Consider the following 20,422-nt stretch of genomic DNA (forward strand, 5'->3'; position numbering starts at 1 on the left):
AACGGGGCTTCTTCACTGCTCGATAGACGGGCTACATAGCAGGGCTGGTGCGCGGGGCCGGACTCGAACCGGCACGTTCTTGCGAACGTCAGGACCTAAACCTGGTGCGTCTACCAATTTCGCCACCCGCGCAGTGCCAATCTTTCAGGTGAATGCAAAAGCGGACGGCCCCTTTGCACCATGGAAGCCCATGGGCCAAAGACCATCCGCTTGAAATCGGTCAACTATCGATTTTAAACGCTAATCGGCGCCTCTTTCGGCTCCCGCTTCACACGAAATGCTGCTGCATACATTGCCGGCAAGGCCAGCAGCGTCAGCACCGTCGCGACGATCAGGCCGCCCATAATGGCCACTGCCATCGGCCCCCAGAACACGCTGCGCGACAGCGGGATCATCGCCAGCACCGCAGCCGCGGCCGTCAGCACGATCGGCCGCAGCCGCCGCACCGCCGACTCGACAATCGCGTCCCACGCCGGCACGCCCGCCGCACGGTCGAGCTCGATCTGGTCGATCAGGATCACCGCATTGCGCTGGATCATGCCCATCAGCGCGATCACGCCCAGCAGCGCGACGAAGCCGAAGGGTCGGTTCAGCACCAGCAGCGCACCGGCAACGCCGGCAATTCCCATCGGGCCGGTGATGAACACCAGCAGCGAGCGGCTGAAGCTGTGCAGCTGCAGCATCAGCAGCGTGAACACCAGGAACAGCATGATCGGCACGCCGGCCACGATCGAGGCCGAGCCTTTGCTGCTTTCCTCCACCGCGCCCGCCACCTCGATGCGGTAGCCGCCCTGCCCGGCCGCCACCCAGCCGGCTTCGAGCTCGCGCAGCTTCGGCAGCAGTTGCGCCGTCACGGTCGCGCCCTGCAGGCCCTCGATCACGTCGCCCTGCACGGTGATGGCGTAGTCGCGGTTCTCGCGCCACATCACGCCCGGCTCCCAGGTGAACACCGGCTTGGCGATCTGCGTGAGCGGAATCGAACGACCCGAGGTCGTCGGGATGTATGCGTTGCCGATGTCCGAGATGGCCTGGCGTTCGTCGGGCGCCTGGCGCAGCACGATGTCGATCAGCAGGTCGTTCTCGCGGTACTGGCCAACGGTGGTGCCGCTGAACATGGTCTTCGAGGCTTGCGCGATGGCCTGGCTCGTCACGCCGAGCGCGCGCGCCTTGGCCTGGTCGATCTCGAGGCGGATCACCTTCACCGACTCGTTCCAGTTGTCGTTCACGCCGCGCATGTTGGCGTTGTCGCGCAGCACGGCCTTCACTTCGTCGGCATGGCCGCGCAGCAGCGCCGGGTCAGTGCCGATCACGCGGAACTGCACCGGGTACGGCACCGGCGGCCCGTTGGGCAGCAGCTTGACGCGGCCACGCACCTCGGGAAACTCCTGCGCCAGCACCTGCGGCAGCTTGATGCGCAGCGTCTCGCGCACCTTCAGGTCCTTGGCGAGCACGATCAGCTGCGACACGTTGGTCTGCGGAAACACCTGGTCCAGCGGCAGGTAGAAGCGCGGCACGCCGGAGCCGATCCAGGTGCTGACCGTCTTCACGCCGGCCTCCTGCATCACGCGCTGCTCGACGCGCTTGGCCACTTCTTCGTTGGCGGCGAAGGAGGTGCCTTCAGGGAACCAGAGGTCGACCAGGATCTCGGGCCGGCTCGAATCGGGGAAGAACTGCTGCTGCACCTTGCCCATGCCGACGATGCCGAGCGCAAAGATCAGAATCGTGGCGCCGATGGTCATCCAGCGGTGCTGCACGCACCAGTTCACCGTGCGGCGGAAGACGTTGTAGAACGGTGTGTCGAACAGCTCGTGCGGCGGCGCATCGGGGTCGTGCGGTTTCACCTTGAGCAGCAGCGTGCCGAGGTACGGCACGAAGTACACCGAGACGATCCACGACAGCACCAGCGCGATCACCGTCACCGCGAAGATCGCGAAGGTGTATTCGCCCGTCACCGACTTGGCGATGCCGATCGGCAGGAAACCCGCCGCGGTGATGAGCGTGCCGGTGAGCATCGGCTTGGCTGTCACGTCGTAGGCGAAGGTGGCGGCGCGGACCTTGTCGTAGCCCTCTTCCATCTTCCGCACCATCATCTCGACCGCGATGATCGCGTCGTCCACCAGCAGGCCAAGCGCGATGATGAGCGACCCCAGCGATATCTTGTGCAGCCCGATGCCGAAGTAGTTCATCGCCAGGAAGGTCACAGCCAGCACCAGCGGAATGGTGATTGCCACCACCAGCCCCGGGCGCATGTCGATATACCAGCCGAAGCGCCCGCCCTTGTGCAGTCCGAGCGAGATGATGCTGACGGCCAGCACGATGGCCACGGCCTCGATCAGCACGCCGACGAATTCGTTGACCGAGCTCGCAACCGACACCGGCTGGTCTTGCACCTGCGCCAGCTTCACGCCGGCCGGCAGGCGCTGGTCGATGGTGGCGGTGGTGGCCTTCAGCGCCTTGCCCAGCGCGATGATGTCGCCGCCCTTGGCCATCGACACGCCCAGGCCAATCACTTCCTTGCCCTGGTGGTGCATCTTGACCGACGGCGGATCGATGTAGCCGCGGTGGATGTCCGCAATGTCGCCGAGCTTGATCTGGTTGCCCGAGCTGCCGCGAATGGGCATCTCGCGCAGCTGGTCGACGCTGGTGAACTGGCCCGCGACGCGCACCTGCACCACGTCCTGCGGCGACTGGATCGTGCCCGCGCTCTCGATCGCGTTCTGCGAACCGAGCTGCGCCAGCACCGCGTTGAAGTCGAGCCCCAGCTGCGCCAGGCGCTTCTGCGAGATCTCGATGTAGACCTTCTCGTCCTGCACGCCGAACTGGTCGACCTTGGCAACATCCTTCACGCGCAGCAGTTGCTGGCGCACGTCGTCGGCCAGCGTCTTGAGTTCGGCGTAGCTGAAGCCGTCGCTCTCCAGCGCGTAGATCACGCCGTAGACATCGCCGAAGTCGTCATTGAAGAACGGCCCCTGCACACCGGCTGGCAAGGTGGCGCGCATGTCGCCGATCTTCTTGCGCACCGTGTACCAGACGTTGGCCACTTCGGTGGACTTCGACGAGTCCTTGATGTTGAAGATGATCTGCGACTCGCCGGGCTTCGAGTAGCTGCGGATCTTGTCGGCGTACGGTGCTTCCTGCAGCGTGCGCTCGAGCTTGTCGGTGACCTGCTCGGCCACCTGCTGCGCGGTGGCGCCGGGCCAGTAGGTGCGCACCACCATTGCACGGAAGGTGAACGGCGGGTCTTCGTCCTGCCCGAGCTGGAAGTACGCGAAAGCGCCCAGCACCATCAGCACCACCATCAGGTAGCGCGTGAGGGGCGCGTGGTCCAGCGCCCATTTGGAGAGGTTGAAGCCGGCGGGCTTTTCAGTGGGAGTCGCTGTGCCGTCGCTCATTTGCCGGCACCCGCTGCGATCTCCTTGTTCGTCGCAGCGACAGCCGCGACGGGCTGCGCCGATTCCTTCGCACCGGCATTGGCGGCGGCCGCTGCCGCCTCCTTGGACTGGTAGATGGTGACCTTCTGCCCCGGCGACAGCACGTGCACGCCAGCGGCCACGACCATCATGCCGGGCGCAATACCGCCGGCGATCACGGCCTCATTGCCGTCGGCCGTGGCCACCTGCACGGTCTGCGAACGCACCGTCATGGTCGACTTGTCGAGCACCCATACGGCCGAGCCCTTGCCTTCCTGGCGCAGCGCGCTGGTCGGCAGTTTCATCACCGTGGTGGTGCCGTGCGCGAGCGCCTGCGGACGCGCATAGACCGTGGCGCCGAGCGGAGGAGAGGTGGCCGCGTCGATGGTGACCTTGACCGAGTACGTGCGCGTGACCGCGTCTGCACTGGCCGCCACTTCGCGCACCTGGCCCTGCAATTCGTTGCCGCCCGACCAGCCGCGCACCGTGACGGGCGAGCCGGCCTTGATCAGCGTGGCGCGGTCTTCGGGCACCGCGAACACCACGTCGCGCGCGCCGTCTTGTGCAATGCGCACGACCGGCGTGCCGGCTTGCACCACTTGGCCCGGTTCGGCCTCGATGGCGGTGATGATGCCGGCCACGTCGGCCACCAGCGTCGTGTAGTTGGCCTGGTTGCCTTGCGAGGCGAGCTGCGCCTGCGCCTGTTCCAGCTGGGCCTGCGCGGCCTTCCAGGTGGTTTCGCGGCGCTCCAGCTCGGCACCGCTGATGAAGTTCTGCGCACGCAGTTCGCTGTAGCGCTTGAGATCAGCGGCAGCCAGGTCGCGATTGGTCAACGCGGCGGCCTGCTGGGCGCGTGCGGCTTCAGCGGCGAGACGGTAGTCCTGCGGATCGAGCTGGGCCAGCACCTGGCCGGCCTGCACGTGCTGGCCGAGTTCGGCCTGGCGTTTGGTGATCTTGCCCGCCACGCGGAAGCCCAGGCGCGACTCGACACGCGCTCGCACCTCGGCGGAAAACTCGGGCTGGGCATCGAATTCGCTCGCCCCGACGGTCACGAACTTGACCGCGCGAACGGGGTCCTCGGTCGCGGGTTTCGGCGAACAGCCGGCCAAAAAGATGGCGGGAAGCAGCAGCCAGGCGGCGCTGCGGACACGTGACGAGAGGACGGCGGAGGCGGTCATGAAACACCCTGAAAAGGACGAACCGGATCATTACTGACCCACTGGTTAGTAATTTAGGGTAAACGTGAACTACTGTCAATGACCCGCCGGTCACTAGGTGCGTTGGCCCATCTCCACAAGCCGGTTGTCGGGCAGCTCGAAGTAGTCCGAAGCCCGCCCCGCATTGCGCTGCAGCCAGCCGAACAGCACCCGCCTGACCGGGTTCAGGCCCGGCAGGTTTTCCTCGCCGACCGAAGCGCGCGAGACGAAGTAGGACGTCTTCATCGAATCGATCGCCAACGTCTTCTGGTAGGCCAGGATGCGGATGAACTCGGGCACGTCGGGCCGCTCCATGAAGCCGTGGCGCGCGGTAACCATCCAGATGCCTTCCATCAGCTGCTCGGCCTCGATGCGGATGCGTGCATCGACGCGCGGCGTGTCGCAGGGGAGCACGCGCAGCACGATCACCTGTTCATGCAGCACCTGGTTGTGCTTGAGGTTGTGCAGCAGCGCATGCGGCACCGCCGTGGCGTCGGGGTTCAAAAACACCGCCGTGCCGCTCACCCGGTGCGGCATGTGCAGCGCCAGCGATTCGACGAACGGCCGCAGCGGCAGGCTCTCGGCCGCGGCGGCCTCCAGCCCCAGCCGGCGGCCCTTGGCCCAGGTGGTGAAGACCACCATCACCACGGCCGCCACTGCCAGCGTGAGCCAGCCGCCCTCGGCCACCTTCAGGCTGTTGGCGATCACGAAGGTCAGGTCGACCACCACGAAGGCCGCAACGCCAACCACCACCGCCACCTTGTTCCAGCGCCACAGCCCCCAGGCCACGATGCCGGCCAGCAGCGTGGTCGTCACCATCGTGATCGACACCGCGATGCCGTACGCAGCCGACAGCGCGCCCGAGCTGCGGAAGCCCAGCACCAGCAGCAGCACGCCCACCATCAGCAGCCAGTTGACGGCGGGCACGTAGATCTGCCCGATGGCCGTGCCCGAAGTCTGTATCACCCGCATGCGCGGCAGGTAGCCCATGCGCATCGCATGTGCCGTGAGTGAGAAGGCGCCCGAGATCACCGCCTGCGAGGCGATCACCGTCGCCATCGCGGCCAGCACCACCATCGGCAGCACGCCCCACGCGGGAAAGAGCCGGAAGAACGGGTTGTCGATGGCAGCCGGGTTCGCGAGCACCAGCGCGCCCTGTCCGAAGTAGTTCAGCACCAGTCCCGGCAGCGCGATGAACAGCCACGCCAGCCGGATCGGCTTGGCACCGAAGTGCCCCATGTCGGCATAAAGCGCCTCGCCACCCGTGAACGCCAGGAACACCGCACCCAGCACCGCCAGCGACTGCGCCCGATGCTCGACAAGAAAGCCCACGGCGCGACGTGGGTCCAGCGCCGCCAGCACCTGCGGCTGCTGCAGCACCTGCCACAGCCCGGCTGCCGCCAACACGACGAACCACAGCAGCATGACCGGCCCGAAGATCTTGCCGACCACGCCCGTGCCCTTCTTCTGCACCATGAAGAGAGCAACCAGGATCACCACCGTGATCGGAATCACCGCGCGCTGCAGCACCGGCGCCTGCACCTCCAGCCCCTCGACCGCCGACAGCACCGAGATGGCCGGCGTGATCAGGCTGTCGCCGTAGAACATGGCCGCCCCCACCAGGCCCAGCATGCCGATGACGTTCCACACCCACGGCTTGGTCTTTGGCCCGGCTACTGCGCTGCGCGCCAGCGCCTGCAGCGCCAGGATGCCGCCCTCGCCGTCGTGGTCGGCGCGCAGCACGAACACCACGTACTTCAGCGTCACCACGAACATCAGCCCCCAGAAGATCAGCGAGAGCAGGCCCAGCACCGAATCGGGCGAGAACGGCACGCCGTGCTCGGGGTTCATCGTTTCCTTGAAGGCATAGAGCGGCGAGGTGCCGATGTCGCCGAACACAACGCCCAGCGCCGCGATCATGAGCGTGGGCCCTTTCGGATGCGCCGCCTCGCCGTACGCTGAAACCTGGGGCCCGGGAGCCGAAGCGGATGCTTTCATGAAGCGGGGAGTTCAAAGTGGCGACGCTGCGAGCATAGTGCCCGGGCTTTGCATCGTCGCTGACAATCGTGGCGTGTCCGCCACTCCCCACCTCGCTGCGCCGCCGGCGCACTACGAAAACTTCCCCGTCGCCTCGTGGCTGTGCCCGCCGCACCTGCGAGCGCCCATTGCCGCGATCTACCACTTCGCGCGCACCGCCGACGACATTGCCGACGAAGGCACCGCCTCACCCGGCGAGCGCCTGGCCGAACTGCACGCCTATCGCGAAGAACTCGCCGCCGCCGCCCGTGGCGAAGTGCTCCCGTCGTCCCGCTGGCCGCACGTATTCGGCCCGCTGGCCCACAGCATTGCCCAGCACGGCCTGCCCGAAGACCTGCTCGCCGACCTGCTGAGCGCCTTCATGCAGGACATCGAGAAAACCCGCGACCGCGGAACCTACGCCGACCGCGCCGAGCTGCTCGACTACTGCCGCCGCTCCGCCAACCCAGTCGGCCGCCTGCTGCTGCATCTCTACGGCGTGCACGACTCCGAGGCGCTGGCGCAGAGCGACGCCATCTGCAGCGCGCTGCAGCTCATCAACTTCTGGCAGGACCCGAGCGTCGACCTGCCGCGCGACCGCTTCTACTTTCCGCTGACCGACTGTGCCCGCCGCAAGATGACGCGCGAAAACTTCAAGGTCTTTGCGCCACTCGCAAGCGCCCCGCCGCCGCAGGAAGCTATCAATCTGATAGCAGTCGTATCGCACTGGGCCCGCGAGCTCATGCACGAAGGCGCCCCTCTCGTGCACCGCCTGCCCGGTCGCGCCGGCTGGGAGCTGCGCCTCGTCGTGCAGGGCGGCCTGCGCATCCTCGACAAGATCGAAGACCTGGGCTTCGACACCTTCTCGCAGCGCCCCACCATCGGCAAGACCGACGCGCCCGTGCTGCTCTGGAAGGCCATGCGGATGCGGAGACAATGGCGCCCCATGAAAGCAGCGCCTCCCCGATGAATCCCGAGCAATACGTGCAAGACAAGGCCGCCGCCTCGGGCAGCAGTTTCTATTACGCCTTCCTGTTCCTTCCCAAGCCGCGCCGCGCCGCGATCACGGCCTTCTATGCCTTCTGCCGCGAGGTCGACGACGTGGTCGACGAGGTCACCGACCCCGGCGTGGCCGCCACCAAGCTCGCCTGGTGGCGCACCGAGGTAGCCCAGTCTTTCGCGGGCACGCCGCGCCATCCGGTCATGCAGGCGCTGATGCCGCACACCGCGGCCTACGGCATCGAGGCGCGCCAGCTCAACGAAGTGATCGACGGCTGCCAGATGGACCTGGACCAGACCCGCTACCTCGACTTTCCCGGCCTCTCGCGCTACTGCCACCTGGTGGCCGGCGTGGTCGGTGAAGTCGCGGCGCGCATCTTCGGCCAGACCGACCCGCAGACCACCGCCTACGCCCACAAGCTGGGCCTGGCGCTGCAGCTCACCAACATCCTGCGCGACGTGGGCGAAGACGCCCTGCGCGGGCGCATCTACCTGCCGGTGAACGAGCTGCAGAAGTTCGACGTGAAGGCGCACGAGATCCTGAACCGTGTGCACTCCGACCGCTTCGTCACCCTGATGAAATTCCAGGCCGCGCGTGCCCACGTGGCGTATGACGAAGCGCTCGCCCTGCTCCCGCTCGCCGACCGCCGCACGCAGAAGCCAGGCCTGATGATGGCCAGCATCTATCGCACGCTGCTGCGCGAAATCGAGCGCGACAACTTCCAGGTGCTGAACCAGCGGGTGAGCCTGACGCCGGTGCGCAAGTTCTGGCTGGCCTGGAAGGTTCAGGCGCTCGGGCGCATTTGAGCTTGAAGAAAACGGCTGTCATCGGCGCCGGCTGGGCCGGCCTCGCCTGCGCGGTCGAGGCCACACGTCTCGGTCACGCCGTCACGCTGTTCGAAGCGGCGCACATGCCGGGCGGCCGCGCGCGGCGGGTCGACAACATGCACGGGCTGGCGCTAGACAACGGGCAGCACATCCTGATCGGCGCGTACACCGCTACGCTGAAGCTCATGCGCGACGTTGGCGTCGATGTCGACAGCGCGCTGTTGCGCATGCCGCTTTCCCTGCGCTTCGCCGATGGCGGCGGGCTCAAGCTGCCGCGGCTGCCCGCGCCGCTTGACCTGCTGGCCGGAATCTTCACAGCGCGCGGCTGGACGTGGCGTGACAAGTCTTCGCTGCTGCGCACGGCAATCGGTTGGCGGCTCTCGGGTTTTCGCTGCGCCGCCAGCACCACCGTCGCAAACCTGTGCACCGGCCTCACGCCCCGCGTGATGCAGGAGCTGATCGAGCCGCTGTGCGTCTCGGCCCTCAACACGCCCGTTGCGCAGTCGAGCGGTGAAGTTTTCCTGCGCGTGCTCAAAGACGCCCTCTTCAGCGGCAGCGGCGGCGCCGACCTTCTGCTGCCGCGTGCCGACCTGGGCGCGCTGCTTCCCGATGCAGCGATCCGTTGGCTGGCGCAGCATGGTGCCGTGACACGCATCGGCACCCGCGTGCGCGCCGTCACGCCTGAGGCCGGGCAATGGCTCGTCGATGATGAAGTCTTCGACCAGGTCGTGCTGGCCTGCGCACCGTGGGACGCGGCCCGGCTCGTCCGTGCGTCCGGCCTGCAGGCGGATGCCTGGTGCGAAACCACCGAGGCCCTGCGCTTCGAAGCCATCGCCACCATCTACGTGCGCGGCGCGTCGCCGCTTGCGGAACCGATGCTCGCGCTGCGCAGCAACCCGGCCACGGCACCGGCGCAGTTCGCATTCGACCGTGGCCAGCTCACCGGCCTGCAAGGCGTGCTCGCGATGGTCGTGAGCGCCAATGAAACACCGCGCGAGGTGCTGGAAGAACAGGTGCTCGCCCAGGCGGCTGCACAGCTGGGCCAGACGAACCTGCAACTCGTGCAGACCGTGGTCGAGAAGCGCGCCACCTTCGCCTGCACGCCCGCACTTTCGAGACCCGCTTCGGCCATCGCCCCCGGCCTGCAGGCCTGCGGCGACTACATCGAAGGCCCCTACCCGGCCACGCTCGAAGGCGCGGTACTCAGCGGACTGGCGGCCGCAAAAGCATTGGCAGCCCCATGACGACCGAACTGCGCTATCTCGATTTCGACTACAGCGAAGACACCGAAGGCCACGGCACCTTCGATGCGATGGCATCCACCACGCCCGACAAGACGCCCGAGGTACAGGCCGAGATCGCGCAGGTGCTCGCCTGGGCCGAAGCCACCTTCCCCGATGCGCGCGGCGCGCTCGAAGAAGGTGCCACGTGGGACTACGACCTGCAGCAAACACAGGAAGACGATGCGCGCTTCGACACCGTCACCTTGTCGATCAGCGGCACAGCCGATTTCTGCGCGGCACTGCGCGAACAGTTCGCTCTCGACTGAAGAAGAAAAGAATCAGGCCGACTTGTTGGGCAAGCGCAGCAGGCTCAACCCCAGCAAGACGAACGCCCCACCCGACAGCTTGTTGAACAGCCGCGTGCGGCGCGGGTCCGACAGCTGCTTGCGCAGCAGACGCGCCAGCAGCACGTAGAACGCATGCGACAGCACCGAGGCAGCCGCAAAGGTCGTCGTCAGCACCGCGAACTGCATGGCGAGCGGCGCGTCCTGCGTGAGGAACTGCGGGAACAGCGCCGAGAAGAAAAGAATGCCCTTGGGATTGGTCAGCGCCACCGTCAGGCCATGCCCGAACAAACGCCAGCTCGAACGCGGCGCGGCCGCGGCCGACGAGCCCTGCAGGTCGGCGAACACGCTGCCCTGGCTGCGCCATTGCTTGATGCCCAGGTAGATCAGGTAGGCCGCGCCGGCCAGCTTCAGCATCATGAAGGCGTGGGCCGAGGTCGAGAGCACCACACCCAGCCCGGCCATCGCGGCGGCCGACACCATGAACAGGCCCGTCGCATTGCCGAGCGAACTGATCATTGCGCGTCGCGGGCCCACGCTCATCGAATTCGAGACCGCGAGCAGCACTGCCGGTCCAGGTGTGAAAGCGACGAGCAGCGTAACGCCGCAGAAGATGAGCCAGTTGGAGAAATGCACTTTGGAGTTCCTGCCCGGCGCGAGGCCGCAAGACGTTGAGACAGACGGGAAACTATAGTCAGCCCGGCGAATCGCTGCAGACGCCGCGCCAATACCCCTCATCAGCCCACCTCACGGAACAAGCACCCATGGTCACCTGCTACCTGCGCTACATCGTCGATCCCTACAAGCTCAAGGAATTCGAGCACTACGGCAAGCTCTGGATTCCGCTGGTCGAGAAGTTCGGCGGCCAGCATCACGGCTACTTTTTGCCGTCGGAAGGAGTCAACAACGTTGCGCTGGCGATGTTCACGTTTCCCAGCCTGGCGGCCTACGAAAAGTACCGCGCCGATTCGATGCAAGACGCCGAATGCCAGGCCGCATTCAAGTACGCAGAAGAAACCCGCTGCATCCTCAGCTACGAACGCAGCTTCTTCCGCCCCGTCTTCAAATAGCGCCTCAGGCGCCCAGCGCCATGCACAGCGCGTGCAGGTTCGGCACGATCAGCTGCGGCCGCGCACCGTGCACCCACGGCCGCTCGTCGCGCACCAGCCAGGCTGCCTGCATGCCGGCGCTGAGCGCACCGACCACGTCGAGCTCGGCGTCGTCGCCCACGTGCAGCACGTCTTTCGGCAGCAGGCCGACCGAGGCCGCGGCGGCACGAAAGATCGGCGCGTGCGGCTTGCCGCTACCGAAGGCGCGTGCATTGAAAGCCGTGCGAAACCAGCGGCCGACTCCGGTCTTGTGCACATCGGCATTGCCATTCGAGATCGCAACCAGCGGATAGCGCTCGCTGAGCCACTTGAGCGCCGGCAGCGCGTCGTCGTACAGCGTCACGCGCTGGCGCTCGGCGAAGAAGGCATCGAAGGCCGGCTCGGCCAGCGCCGGGTCTTCTCCCGCCCGTGTGAGTGCGGTGCGAATCGACTCGCGTCGCAGCGCGCTCAGGTCGTGCGCGAGGTCTGAGCGCTCCTTGGCCGTGGCTTCACGCAGTTCGCGCAGGATGCCCGGCGTCATCAGCAGCGAGGCCGTCTTCGGCGCTTCGCGCAACAGCCATTCATGCAGCACTGCTTCGGCGCGCTCGATGGTCGGCCAGATCGGCCACAGGGTGTCGTCGAGGTCGAGAGAGATCGCCGAGATGCGCTTGAGATCGAGAGGCGTGGCGCTTGCGGAGGCCGTGGGAGCGGAAGTCATGCCCGAGAATATCGCATGCCTCCAAGCCATGAGACCGCCTCTCCAAGTACCCCGCACGCCCCCCGCACCGCCGTGCTCTGGTGCAACCTGGGCTCACCCGACGCCCCCACCGCCGCCGCCGTACGCCCCTATCTCGCCGACTTCCTGGGCGACCCGCGCGTGGTCGAGATCCCGAAGGTGCTCTGGGCGCTGATCCTGCACGGCATCATCCTGCGCACGCGGCCAGCCAAGTCCGCAGCCAAGTACGCGAGCATCTGGATGCCTGAAGGCTCGCCGCTCAAGGTGTGGACGCAAAAGCAGGCCACGCTGCTGGCCGGCTGGCTCGGCGAGCGCGGCCACCGCGTGACGGTGCGCGACGCGATGCGCTATGCCAGCCCGTCCATCGCCTCCCGGCTCGGCGCATTGCAAGCCGAAGGCGCCACGCGCGTGCTGGTGCTGCAGGCCTACCCGCAATACTCGGCCACCACCACTGCCAGCGTGATCGACGCGGTGAACGACTGGAGCCGCAGGCAACGCCGCGTGCCCGAATTCCGATTCGTCAACGACTACCACGACGACCCCGCCTACATCGAGGCACTGGCACAAGGCATCGAGCGGCATTGGAAAACTGAAGGCCGCGGCGATGTGCTGCTGATGAGCTTCCACGGCATTCCCGCCCGCAACATCGCGCTGGGCGATCCGTACCAGGCACAGTGCCTCGAAACCGCGCGACTGCTAGCGGCGCGGCTCGGCCTTTCCACAGCCCAGTACCGCGTGACCTTCCAGTCGCGCTTCGGCCGCGCCAAGTGGCTGGAGCCCTACACCGAACCGACGCTGCGCGAGCTCGGCGCATCCGGCGTGAAGCGCGTCGACGTGGTGTGCCCGGGCTTTCCGGCCGACTGCCTCGAAACGCTGGAAGAAATCGCAATGGAGGGCCGCGAAGCCTTCATGCACGCGGGCGGCAAGGCCTTCAGCTACATCCCCTGCCTCAACGACAGCCCGGCATGGATCACCGCACTCGCGGACATTGCCGAACGCAACCTGGCGGGCTGGCCGACAACAACGTCACTGCGTCCATGAAGAAAGAACTGGACGCTGCCCAGGCGTTCAGCCGACCGACCTGCGCGCCAGCAACGCCTCGATCGCAGCCTCCATCTCGGCGTATTCCCCTTCGCCGAAATGCTGCCGCATCACCTGCCCCTTGCTGTCGGCCAGGTAGAACGCAGGCCAGTACTGGTTGTTGTAGGCCTTCCAGGTGGTGAAGCTGTTGTCCTGCGCCACCGGATAGCGGATGTTGAAGCGCTCGATCGCGTCCTGCACATTGCGCGTCGACTTCTCGTAGGCGAACTCTGGCGAGTGCACGCCCACCACCACGAAGCCCTGGTCCCTGTACTTCTCGTACCAGCGCACCACGTGCGGCAGCGTGCGGATGCAATTGATGCAGGAGTAGGTCCAGAAATCGACCAGCACCACCTTGCCCGCCAGCCCCTGCATCGTGAGCGGCTGCGAGTTGAGCCACTTGTCGATGCCCGCGAACTCAGGGGCTTTGCCGTAGTCCCGCAGGCCCGGCGACGCAGCCAGCGCATTGCTCGCCGGCCATCCGCCGCCCACGGCCGCCACGAGCGCGGAGGCTCCCACGGCAAGCCCCGAGAACGCCCTTCTGGACAACATGTTCATGATCGCAAACCTCGCTCTAATGTCAGACCGACAGCGGTCAGGCGCGATTGTTTGCGGCGCACGCCGTGCGTGCGCATGTGTCACGGCAATTTGAAGTTTGTCCCGGCGGCGTGAAGGCCGCCGGCCTTCAATACCTCAGAACTTGCCGAGGTAGTCCATCTTGCCCACCGGCATGCCCTTGTGGCGCAGCACGTCGTAGGCGGTGGTCACATGGAAGAAGAAGTTGGGCAGCGCGAACTGCAGCAGGTAGCGCTGAGCGGTGAAATGCGCTTCGCCTTCGCGCGCCTTGATGGTCACGGGGCGCTCTTCCTGGCCGTCGACCTGCGTGCGCTCGACGCTCTTGAGGAAGTCCTGCGTCTTCACGATGCGCGCCAGCAGGTCGTCCCAGGTCTTTTCCTCGTCGGGAAAACTTGGCGCGGTGATACCGGCAATGCGGGCAATGCCCAGCTTCGAGGCATCGCTCGCGCGCTGGATCTGGCCGACGAGCGTGAGCATGTCGGGCGCAAGCCGGGCCTCGACCAACGTGGCCGGGTCGATGCCGTTGGCCTTGGCATGCGCAAGGCTCTTGTCGAGCAGATGGGTGAGTTGGCCGAGTCCGCGGGTGAAGACGGGCACGGAGATGTCGTAGAGCGAGAGCGCCATGGTGTTCGAGGCCCGTTGATCGGCCTTGTGATTGAGGTGGGCGGCGATTGTCACGCCGCCGCTCCTTCAACGACCGGCCGCCCGAATAAACCCTTCGATCGGCTCCAGTTGTTCGGGCACGTTGAGCGCGGGCGCGTGACCGCAGGCAGGCACTTCGATCACCTGCAGCCTGCCGGCCGCGCCAGGGCCACGGCGTTTCATCTCCTCGATCACGCCGGGCAGCACCAGGTCGGACTCGGCGCCGCGCAGGCACAGCACTGGCGCCTCGATGGCGTCGTAGTGCGGCCAGATCAGGTAGTCGTTGTCGTGCGCGCTGAACTGGCGAACCATCGCCGGGTCGTAGTGCGGCGTGACGCGGCCGTCGGGCAGGCGGCGCGTGGAGCTCTCGGTCAGGCGGCGCCACTGCGCGTCGCTGAGCCAGCCGTAGGGCTTGTAGACGGTGCGGAAGAAAGCCTCCAGCTCGGCCACCGTGTCGAATGCGGGCGGCTGGCCCGCATAAGCGCGGATGCGCTCGATGGCGGGCTGGGCCAGTTCGGGCGCGTTGTCGTTCAGCACCAGGCTCGCGATGCGCGCCTTCATGCGCGGCTCGAACAGGCCCGACGCACAGACCGTGCCGATGGCGCCGCCCATCGAGGTGCCGACCCAGTGCACGCGCCCAAGCCGCAGCTCGTCGCACAGCGCATTGGCGATGCGCGCGTAGAACGAGAGCTTGTATTCCTCGTCGGGCAGCGGGCTCCACTGACTCAGGCCACGGCCGATGGTGTCGGGGCAGATCACGCGGAACCCGCGTGACGCGAAGTGCTGCGCCAGCTCGTCCATGTCGCGGCAGGTACGCGCCAGGCCGTGCCAGGCAATGACCACCGGCGCCTCGGGCGCACCCCATTCGAGCCAGTGGACCTCGCGGCCCGCGAGCTGCGCGTAGCGGGAGAGTGGAATGTTGTTGTCGCTCATCGCGCCGCCCTCGCCCGCAGCTTGCCAACGATGCCGGTGGGAAAGTAATAGACCGACAGCACGAACAGCACGCCAAGCCACAACAACCAGCGGTCGGGCGACAGCAGCGCCGCCAGCCACGGCAGCCCGCTCGCGGCCTCGCTACCCAAGCGCAACAGGTCTTGCAGATAGCTCTGCGCCACCACGAACAGCACCGCGCCGATGGCCGCGCCGTAGATGGTGCCCATGCCGCCGATCACCACGATCAGCAGCACGTCGATCATGATCTCGAAGCTCAGCGAGGTGTCGGGCCCGTTGTAGCGCAGCCAGATCGCGAGCATTGCGCCGGCCAGCGTGGCGAACAGCGCCGACAGCACAGCGGCCGTGGTGCGGTACACCACCACGCGGTAGCCGATGGCCTCTGCGCGGAACTCGTTCTCGCGAATGGCCTGCAGCACGCGGCCGAAGGGCGAATTCACGATGCGCAGCAAGGCCAGCACCAGCACCACCGCAGCCACGAAGAGCAGGTAGTAGCACAGCAGCCTGCCGTCGAGCGAAACACCGAGAAACGGCTCTTCCGAAAACTCGAAGCTCGGCGAGATCAGCTCGGGCAGCTTGAAGGTCAGGCCGTCTTCGCCGCCGGTGAAGTCCGACAACTGCGAGGCCAGCGTCTGAAAGGCCGAGGCCACGGCCAGCGTGATCATCGCGAAGAAGATCGCGCGCACCCGCAGCGAGAACAAGCCGATGGCGAACGAGAGCACCAGCGAGATCGCCAGCGATGCGCCCAGCCCCACCAGCACCGCGCCCCAGCTGGGGCCGAGCCGCGTCGCCGAAATCGCGATGCCGTAGGCTCCGATGCCGAAGAACATGGTGTGCGCAAAGCTCACGATGCCGGTGTAGCCAAGCAGCAGGTCGAAGCTGGCCACCAGCACCACGAACACCAGGATCTTGGCCGCGACGCTCAGCGCCTTCACGCCCGGAAAGATGAACGGCGCGAACGCCAATGCGATGAACAACGCCAGCAGCAGCACGGCCAGCAGGCGGCTCTTCGGCATGTCGTTGGAGAGAAGTCGTTTCAGGAACATAGCGTCTTCTTCCTCAACGGTTCGCCACGGGGTACACACCCTGCGGACGCCACAGCAGCACGGCCACCATCAGGAAGATGCTTGCGAACTGCGTGAGCGCGGGCAGCAGGAAGCCGATGTAGTTGGTCATCAGCCCCACCAGCAGCGCGCCAATGAGCGCCCCGCCCGTCGAGCCCAGCCCGCCGATGATGATCACGATGAAGATCAGCACGTTGACCTGCGCGCCCATCTGCGGCACCAGGTTCTGCTGGAAGAGGCCCCACATCACGCCGCCCAGGCCGGCCAGCGCGCTGCCCACCACGAACACGCCGACGAACAGCCGACCGATGCGATAGCCCAGCGACTCGACCATCTCGCGGTCTTGCACGCCGGCGCGAATGAGCAGGCCGATCTTGGTGCGGCCCAGCGTCCATGCCAGCACACCGAACACTACCACGCCCACAGCCACTGCGAGCAGGCGGTACTTGCTGATGGCCGCGTCGCCGATCAGCAGCGAGCCGCGCAGCGCCTCGGGCAAAGGCAGCGGAATCTGCGCCGGGCCCCAGATCACCTTGATGAGCTCTTCGCCGATGATCATGCCGCCCATCGTGATGAGGATCTGCTTCAGATGCTGGCCGTACACGGGCCGCACGATGAAGCGCTCGAAGGCGAGCCCCACCGCACCGGCCACGGCCATCGCGACCAGCATCGCCGGGAACACCGCCACGAGGTTGCGCCACAGCTCGCCCGAGCCGGTCCAGTCGCCCATCAGGCCAAGCACGCTGCTCGCCACGAAGGCACCGAGCGCGATGAACACGCCATGGCCGAAGTTCAGCACGTCCATCAGCCCGAACACCAGCGTGAGGCCCGAGGCGATGATGAAGATGATCATGCCCATCGCCAGCCCGGCGACCGTGAGCGTGAGCCAGGTCGAGAACGAACCGGTGAGCGGCAGCGCGACGAGCGCAAGGATCGGGGCCAGCAGCAGCGGCCTCCAGTCGAAGTCGAGTGCCTTCATTGCTGCGCCTCCTCTTGCTCCCTCTCCCGCTTGCGGGAGAGGGTTGGGGTGAGGGCTGACAGCGCCGATACGAGGGCACGGCCGTTGCGCAGGCCGCCTGCCCTCACCCTAGCCCTCTCCCGCAAGCGGGAGAGGGGACAAGACATCAAATACGTCATAGCGCGAGACCCAATAAAGATTGCTGCAATTGCGTGTCCGCAGAGAACGCCGCCATGGAACCGCTGTGCACCACGCGGCCGTTGTCCATTACCGCGACGGTGTCGCCCAGTCGCTGGGCGAAGTTGATGTTCTGCTCCACCAGCAGGATGGTCACGCCGCTGCGCTTGAGCTCGGCGAAGGCGTCGATCATGTTGTTGATCATCACGGGCGCAAGGCCCTTGCTGGGCTCGTCGATCAGCAGCAGCTCGCGCGGCTCGACGATGGCACGCGACACGGCCAGCATCTGCTTCTGCCCGCCCGAAAGCTTGCCCGCCGGGTGGTTCCAGAACTTCTCGACCGCGGGGAAGAGCTTGAAGATCCACTTCAGGCGCGTGTCGTCGATCTGTGCGGCATTCTTCGCGCCACGCGCGGCGAGCAGCATGTTCTCCTTCACCGTGAGGTCGGAGAAGATGCCCATGTTCTCGGGCACGTAGGCAATGCCCAGGCCGGCGATCTGCGGCGTGTGCTGCGCGGTGATTTCCACGACCCTGTTGTCATGGCCGAAGCGCACCCTGCCCTGCGATGCATGCCACAGGCCCATGATGGTTCGCAGCGTGGTCGTCTTGCCCGCGCCGTTGCGACCCAGCAGCATCGTGAGCTGGCCCTTGGGCACGGCAAGGTCCACGCCATGGAGGATGTGATACGCCCCGATGTGCGTGTGCACGCCTTCGAGCGTCAGAAGATTTGGAGTGCTCATGCGGCCTCCTTCGCGACGCCCAGGTAGGCCTCTTGCACCACCGGCGAGGCGATCACCTCCGCCGGTTCGCCGTCGGCCACGAGCGTGCCGTTGTGCAGCACGATGATGCGGTCGGCGAGTTCGCGCACCACGTCCATCTTGTGTTCGACCAGCAGGATGGTCTTGGTCTTGTCCTGCTTGAGCTTGCGGATCAGGTCGAGGATGACAGGCGCCTCGGCCGCGTTCATGCCGGCCGTGGGCTCATCGAACATGAAGACCTTGGGCTCCAGCGCCATCAGCAATGCCACCTCGAGCTTGCGCTGGTCGCCATGCGGCAGGCTCGCCACTGTCGCGTGCTCGCGCGACTTCAGCGCCACGTCGGCCAGGATCTGGTCGGCGCGCTCCGTCAGCGCCTTGTGGTCGCTCCAGATGCTCCAGAGGTTGAGCCCGCGCCGATGCGCGCCCTCGCGCGTGGCCTGCACCGCGAGGCGCACGTTCTCCAGCACCGTGAGGTTCGGGAACAGGTTGGTCAGCTGAAAGGCCCGCCCCAGCCCCGCGTGCGTACGTGCGGATGGAGACAGGCCCGACAGCAGCTTCCCGTCGAGCGACACCGTGCCGGCGCTCGCCTTGAGCTGGCCCGAGATCAGGTTGAAGTAAGTGGTCTTGCCCGCCCCGTTGGGGCCGACGATGGCCGTCAGCGTGCCCGGCGCGAAAGCGCAGCTCACACTGTTGACGGCCACGTGCCCACCGAAGCGGATGGTCAGATCTCGGGTCTCAAGCATCGTTGTTGGTCATTGCGAATCGAAAGGAGAAATGAAGACCGGCCTCAACAGGTGCCGATCACGTAGTAGTTGGGGCCCGTCTGCTTCAGCGTGGTCGTGACGTAGATGTTCCACAGCCCCATCGACTGTCCCGAGCCGTAGGCATAGGTGAGGCCCCACAGCGCATAGGCGCGCCCGGCCACGGTGTGCGAATAGTTGCTCGCGGTGTAGCACGTTCCGCCGCCGCCAGAGCCTGCGGTGGTCGCGCCCGTGGCTGCGGTCGACATCGCGCCTTCCACGTTGCTGGCGTCCAGCGCGGCCACAGTCCAGCTGTAGGTGGTGGACGCGGCCAGGCCGGTGTCGGTGTAGCTGGTGGCGGCAACCGGCGCGGCGTTGACCTTGCTGCCGCCGCGGTACACGTTGTAGCCGCTCGCGCCCGTCACGCCGGCCCAGCCGATCACCATGCTGCTGCTGGTCGCGCCCGAAGTGCCCACGCCGGTAGGCGCAGGCAGGCCGCTTCCGCCCGAGGAGCCGGTGACGCGATCGATCATGGCCTTCATCGCCGCCATCTGCGGGCCCGACTTCTTCGCGTAGTTGGCGCTGTCGTAGCCCCACCAGTCCCAGCAGCTGTTGGTGGCGGCCGTGCTGGTCTGCGGATAGATCAGCACGATATTGTTGGTGTCGGCCCAGCGGTTGTAGCCGGTCTTGCGCACGTACTGGTCGCTCACGTCGGTGTAGTTCTGCTTGCAGCCGTGCAGCACCAGGTGCACGCGGCATGACGCGGCGGTGCAGGCCTGCGGCACGTAGATCCAGCCGGTAGCGGCCATGCCATGGCCGGTGATGAACTCCGACTGGTTGAACTCGGTGAAGGTGCCGCCCAGCGTGCCGTTGTTACGCGCGTTCAGCGGCCCGTAGAGCTGCGTGAGGATCTCGCCTGCCAGGTCGAAGCCGCAGTTGTTGATGTACGGCGCCGCGGTGGTGCTGCAAGCGCTGCCGTAGTCGTCGGTGACCATCGCGTGGCCCGCTCCGATGTTGTTCTTGTAGACCGTGTTGGCCGTGGGCACGAAGCTCTGGTAGTAGGTCTTCAGGTCGTCCATCACCGCCTGCTTGACGGTGTTGTCGGACGTGCCCGAGAACAGATAGACCTTGGAGCCGCTCATGTTCGACACCGGGTCGACCGCCCCGCTGGCCGCCCAGCTGTTGGTTGTGCTCACGAGCGTCGACACCGGGATGCTGGTGCTGTGCGTCATGCAGCGCCCGGTGGCGTTGACCACCGAGCCTTCGGCGCAATAGAACGGCCCGCCCGCCACCACGCCGGCGCCGCGCTTGAATGTGGCCGAGTACGCCACGTGCAATTGCACTGCCATGAAGCCGCCCGCAGAGAGGCCCGACACGCTCACCTCCGCCGGATTGGCGCCGAGCGACGGCAGCGGCACCGCCGCCGTCGCGGCATGCGCCGCCACCGTCATTGCCGCGGCCGCGGCAAGTCCCTTCCAGTTCCATTTCATCGCTGGCATCGCTGTCTCCTTGTGTTGTGGGTATCGAACGCTTGCTTTGCAGAATGACGAATCGGCCGTGGGTCGCGACAGGTTGCGCGGACGCAGGCTGGCGCTTCGCCCGGCGGCCATCCGGGGCGAAAGGGGTGCAGCGCTTTC

19 protein-coding genes and 1 tRNA gene are annotated in these 20,422 nt (G+C 66.5%); 6 read left to right on the forward strand and 14 right to left on the reverse strand.

The genetic code is table 11. The features are described 5' to 3' along the window. Positions 1-45: 45 nt before the first annotated feature. From ACSFCA_RS01860 to ACSFCA_RS01875, 4 genes are all read right to left on the reverse strand, one after another. Positions 46-132, reverse strand: a tRNA-Leu gene (locus tag ACSFCA_RS01860). Between the two features lie 101 nt (positions 133-233). After that, a complete protein-coding gene (locus tag ACSFCA_RS01865; RefSeq protein ID WP_258354400.1) occupies positions 234-3,392 on the reverse strand; it encodes an efflux RND transporter permease subunit in 3,159 nt (1,052 codons plus the stop codon). Next, positions 3,389-4,588, reverse strand: coding sequence for an efflux RND transporter periplasmic adaptor subunit (locus ACSFCA_RS01870; RefSeq protein ID WP_435458421.1), 1,200 nt, complete (start codon positions 4,586-4,588; stop codon positions 3,389-3,391). The genes ACSFCA_RS01865 and ACSFCA_RS01870 overlap by 4 nt, the downstream gene beginning before the upstream one ends. A 93-nt stretch (positions 4,589-4,681) precedes the next feature. Next, on the reverse strand, positions 4,682-6,526 hold the full coding sequence (locus tag ACSFCA_RS01875; RefSeq protein WP_258355282.1) for a potassium transporter Kup: 1,845 nt from the start codon (positions 6,524-6,526) through the stop codon (positions 4,682-4,684). A gap of 151 nt (positions 6,527-6,677) precedes the next feature. Between ACSFCA_RS01875 and hpnC the strand changes: the two genes are divergently transcribed. From hpnC to ACSFCA_RS01895, 4 genes are read left to right on the forward strand one after another with little or no spacing between them, the layout of a single operon-like run. Continuing rightward, the gene (hpnC, locus tag ACSFCA_RS01880; RefSeq protein WP_435458422.1) at positions 6,678-7,592 is read left to right on the forward strand and encodes a squalene synthase HpnC; all 915 of its coding nucleotides are present in this window, start codon (positions 6,678-6,680) and stop codon (positions 7,590-7,592) included. Next, a complete protein-coding gene (gene hpnD, locus ACSFCA_RS01885; protein ID WP_258354397.1) occupies positions 7,589-8,428 on the forward strand; it encodes a presqualene diphosphate synthase HpnD in 840 nt (279 codons plus the stop codon). Before hpnC ends, hpnD begins: the two co-directional genes overlap by 4 nt. Beyond that, on the forward strand, positions 8,425-9,693 hold the full coding sequence (gene hpnE / locus ACSFCA_RS01890; protein ID WP_435458423.1) for a hydroxysqualene dehydroxylase HpnE: 1,269 nt from the start codon (positions 8,425-8,427) through the stop codon (positions 9,691-9,693). The genes hpnD and hpnE overlap by 4 nt, the downstream gene beginning before the upstream one ends. Beyond that, positions 9,690-9,998 (forward strand): hypothetical protein, encoded by a 309-nt coding sequence (locus ACSFCA_RS01895; RefSeq protein WP_435458424.1) that lies wholly within the window; start codon positions 9,690-9,692, stop codon positions 9,996-9,998. Before hpnE ends, ACSFCA_RS01895 begins: the two co-directional genes overlap by 4 nt. 12 nt (positions 9,999-10,010) lie before the next feature. On the opposite strand, the gene ACSFCA_RS01900 is transcribed toward ACSFCA_RS01895, so the two are convergent. After that, complete coding sequence (locus tag ACSFCA_RS01900) at positions 10,011-10,652, reverse strand: LysE family translocator (RefSeq protein ID WP_435458425.1); 642 nt, start codon at positions 10,650-10,652, stop codon at positions 10,011-10,013. Positions 10,653-10,780: 128 nt separating this feature from the next. On the opposite strand from ACSFCA_RS01900, the gene ACSFCA_RS01905 reads away from it, so the two are divergent. After that, on the forward strand, positions 10,781-11,086 hold the full coding sequence (locus ACSFCA_RS01905) for an NIPSNAP family protein (protein ID WP_258354393.1): 306 nt from the start codon (positions 10,781-10,783) through the stop codon (positions 11,084-11,086). Between the two features lie 4 nt (positions 11,087-11,090). Here ACSFCA_RS01905 and ACSFCA_RS01910 read toward each other — a convergent pair whose 3' ends face one another. Next, on the reverse strand, positions 11,091-11,822 hold the full coding sequence (locus tag ACSFCA_RS01910) for an HAD family hydrolase (RefSeq protein ID WP_258354392.1): 732 nt from the start codon (positions 11,820-11,822) through the stop codon (positions 11,091-11,093). 15 nt (positions 11,823-11,837) lie between these two features. On the opposite strand from ACSFCA_RS01910, the gene hemH reads away from it, so the two are divergent. Further along, the gene (gene hemH / locus ACSFCA_RS01915; RefSeq protein ID WP_435458426.1) at positions 11,838-12,881 is read left to right on the forward strand and encodes a ferrochelatase; all 1,044 of its coding nucleotides are present in this window, start codon (positions 11,838-11,840) and stop codon (positions 12,879-12,881) included. Positions 12,882-12,908: 27 nt separating this feature from the next. Here hemH and ACSFCA_RS01920 read toward each other — a convergent pair whose 3' ends face one another. The 8 genes from ACSFCA_RS01920 to ACSFCA_RS01955 form a co-directional block, all read right to left on the reverse strand. Continuing rightward, a complete protein-coding gene (locus tag ACSFCA_RS01920) occupies positions 12,909-13,472 on the reverse strand; it encodes a thioredoxin family protein (RefSeq protein ID WP_435458657.1) in 564 nt (187 codons plus the stop codon). Between the two features lie 141 nt (positions 13,473-13,613). Further along, positions 13,614-14,120: a DUF1993 domain-containing protein gene (locus ACSFCA_RS01925; RefSeq protein WP_435458658.1), complete on the reverse strand. Its 507-nt coding sequence runs from the start codon at positions 14,118-14,120 to the stop codon at positions 13,614-13,616. A 66-nt stretch (positions 14,121-14,186) separates the two neighbouring features. After that, positions 14,187-15,071, reverse strand: a complete 885-nt coding sequence (locus ACSFCA_RS01930) for an alpha/beta fold hydrolase (protein ID WP_435458427.1) — start codon at positions 15,069-15,071, stop codon at positions 14,187-14,189. Then, complete coding sequence (locus tag ACSFCA_RS01935; protein WP_258354389.1) at positions 15,068-16,135, reverse strand: branched-chain amino acid ABC transporter permease; 1,068 nt, start codon at positions 16,133-16,135, stop codon at positions 15,068-15,070. Before ACSFCA_RS01935 ends, ACSFCA_RS01930 begins: the two co-directional genes overlap by 4 nt. Positions 16,136-16,148: 13 nt before the next feature. Further along, positions 16,149-17,132 (reverse strand): branched-chain amino acid ABC transporter permease, encoded by a 984-nt coding sequence (locus tag ACSFCA_RS01940; RefSeq protein WP_435458428.1) that lies wholly within the window; start codon positions 17,130-17,132, stop codon positions 16,149-16,151. Between the two features lie 154 nt (positions 17,133-17,286). After that, entirely contained in the window at positions 17,287-18,027 is a 741-nt protein-coding gene (locus ACSFCA_RS01945; protein WP_435458429.1) for an ABC transporter ATP-binding protein, read from the reverse strand. Beyond that, positions 18,024-18,788, reverse strand: a complete 765-nt coding sequence (locus ACSFCA_RS01950; RefSeq protein WP_435458430.1) for an ABC transporter ATP-binding protein — start codon at positions 18,786-18,788, stop codon at positions 18,024-18,026. Before ACSFCA_RS01950 ends, ACSFCA_RS01945 begins: the two co-directional genes overlap by 4 nt. Positions 18,789-18,832: 44 nt before the next feature. Continuing rightward, positions 18,833-20,284 (reverse strand): extracellular catalytic domain type 2 short-chain-length polyhydroxyalkanoate depolymerase, encoded by a 1,452-nt coding sequence (locus ACSFCA_RS01955; protein WP_435458431.1) that lies wholly within the window; start codon positions 20,282-20,284, stop codon positions 18,833-18,835. Positions 20,285-20,422 lie beyond the last annotated feature (138 nt).

The sequence above is a fragment of the Variovorax multivorans genome (assembly GCF_051216835.1).
GTDB lineage: Bacteria > Pseudomonadota > Gammaproteobacteria > Burkholderiales > Burkholderiaceae_C > Variovorax.

Bases quoted from the DNA above. Each gene is read 5' to 3' on its own strand.
- ACSFCA_RS01865 (WP_258354400.1), bottom strand. From the start codon at position 3,392: ATGAGCGACGGCACAGCGACTCCCACTGAAAAGCCCGCCGGCTTCAAC.
- ACSFCA_RS01870 (WP_435458421.1), bottom strand. From the start codon at position 4,588: ATGACCGCCTCCGCCGTCCTCTCGTCACGTGTCCGCAGCGCCGCCTGG.
- ACSFCA_RS01875 (WP_258355282.1), bottom strand. From the start codon at position 6,526: ATGATCGCGGCGCTGGGCGTTGTGTTCGGCGACATCGGCACCTCGCCG.
- hpnD (WP_258354397.1), top strand. From the start codon at position 7,589: ATGAATCCCGAGCAATACGTGCAAGACAAGGCCGCCGCCTCGGGCAGC.
- ACSFCA_RS01895 (WP_435458424.1), top strand. From the start codon at position 9,690: ATGACGACCGAACTGCGCTATCTCGATTTCGACTACAGCGAAGACACC.
- ACSFCA_RS01905 (WP_258354393.1), top strand. From the start codon at position 10,781: ATGGTCACCTGCTACCTGCGCTACATCGTCGATCCCTACAAGCTCAAG.
- ACSFCA_RS01910 (WP_258354392.1), bottom strand. From the start codon at position 11,822: ATGACTTCCGCTCCCACGGCCTCCGCAAGCGCCACGCCTCTCGATCTC.
- hemH (WP_435458426.1), top strand. From the start codon at position 11,838: ATGCCTCCAAGCCATGAGACCGCCTCTCCAAGTACCCCGCACGCCCCC.
- ACSFCA_RS01920 (WP_435458657.1), bottom strand. From the start codon at position 13,472: ATGTTGTCCAGAAGGGCGTTCTCGGGGCTTGCCGTGGGAGCCTCCGCG.
- ACSFCA_RS01925 (WP_435458658.1), bottom strand. From the start codon at position 14,120: ATGGCGCTCTCGCTCTACGACATCTCCGTGCCCGTCTTCACCCGCGGA.
- ACSFCA_RS01930 (WP_435458427.1), bottom strand. From the start codon at position 15,071: ATGAGCGACAACAACATTCCACTCTCCCGCTACGCGCAGCTCGCGGGC.
- ACSFCA_RS01935 (WP_258354389.1), bottom strand. From the start codon at position 16,135: ATGTTCCTGAAACGACTTCTCTCCAACGACATGCCGAAGAGCCGCCTG.
- ACSFCA_RS01940 (WP_435458428.1), bottom strand. From the start codon at position 17,132: ATGAAGGCACTCGACTTCGACTGGAGGCCGCTGCTGCTGGCCCCGATC.
- ACSFCA_RS01945 (WP_435458429.1), bottom strand. From the start codon at position 18,027: ATGAGCACTCCAAATCTTCTGACGCTCGAAGGCGTGCACACGCACATC.
- ACSFCA_RS01950 (WP_435458430.1), bottom strand. From the start codon at position 18,788: ATGCTTGAGACCCGAGATCTGACCATCCGCTTCGGTGGGCACGTGGCC.
- ACSFCA_RS01955 (WP_435458431.1), bottom strand. From the start codon at position 20,284: ATGCCAGCGATGAAATGGAACTGGAAGGGACTTGCCGCGGCCGCGGCA.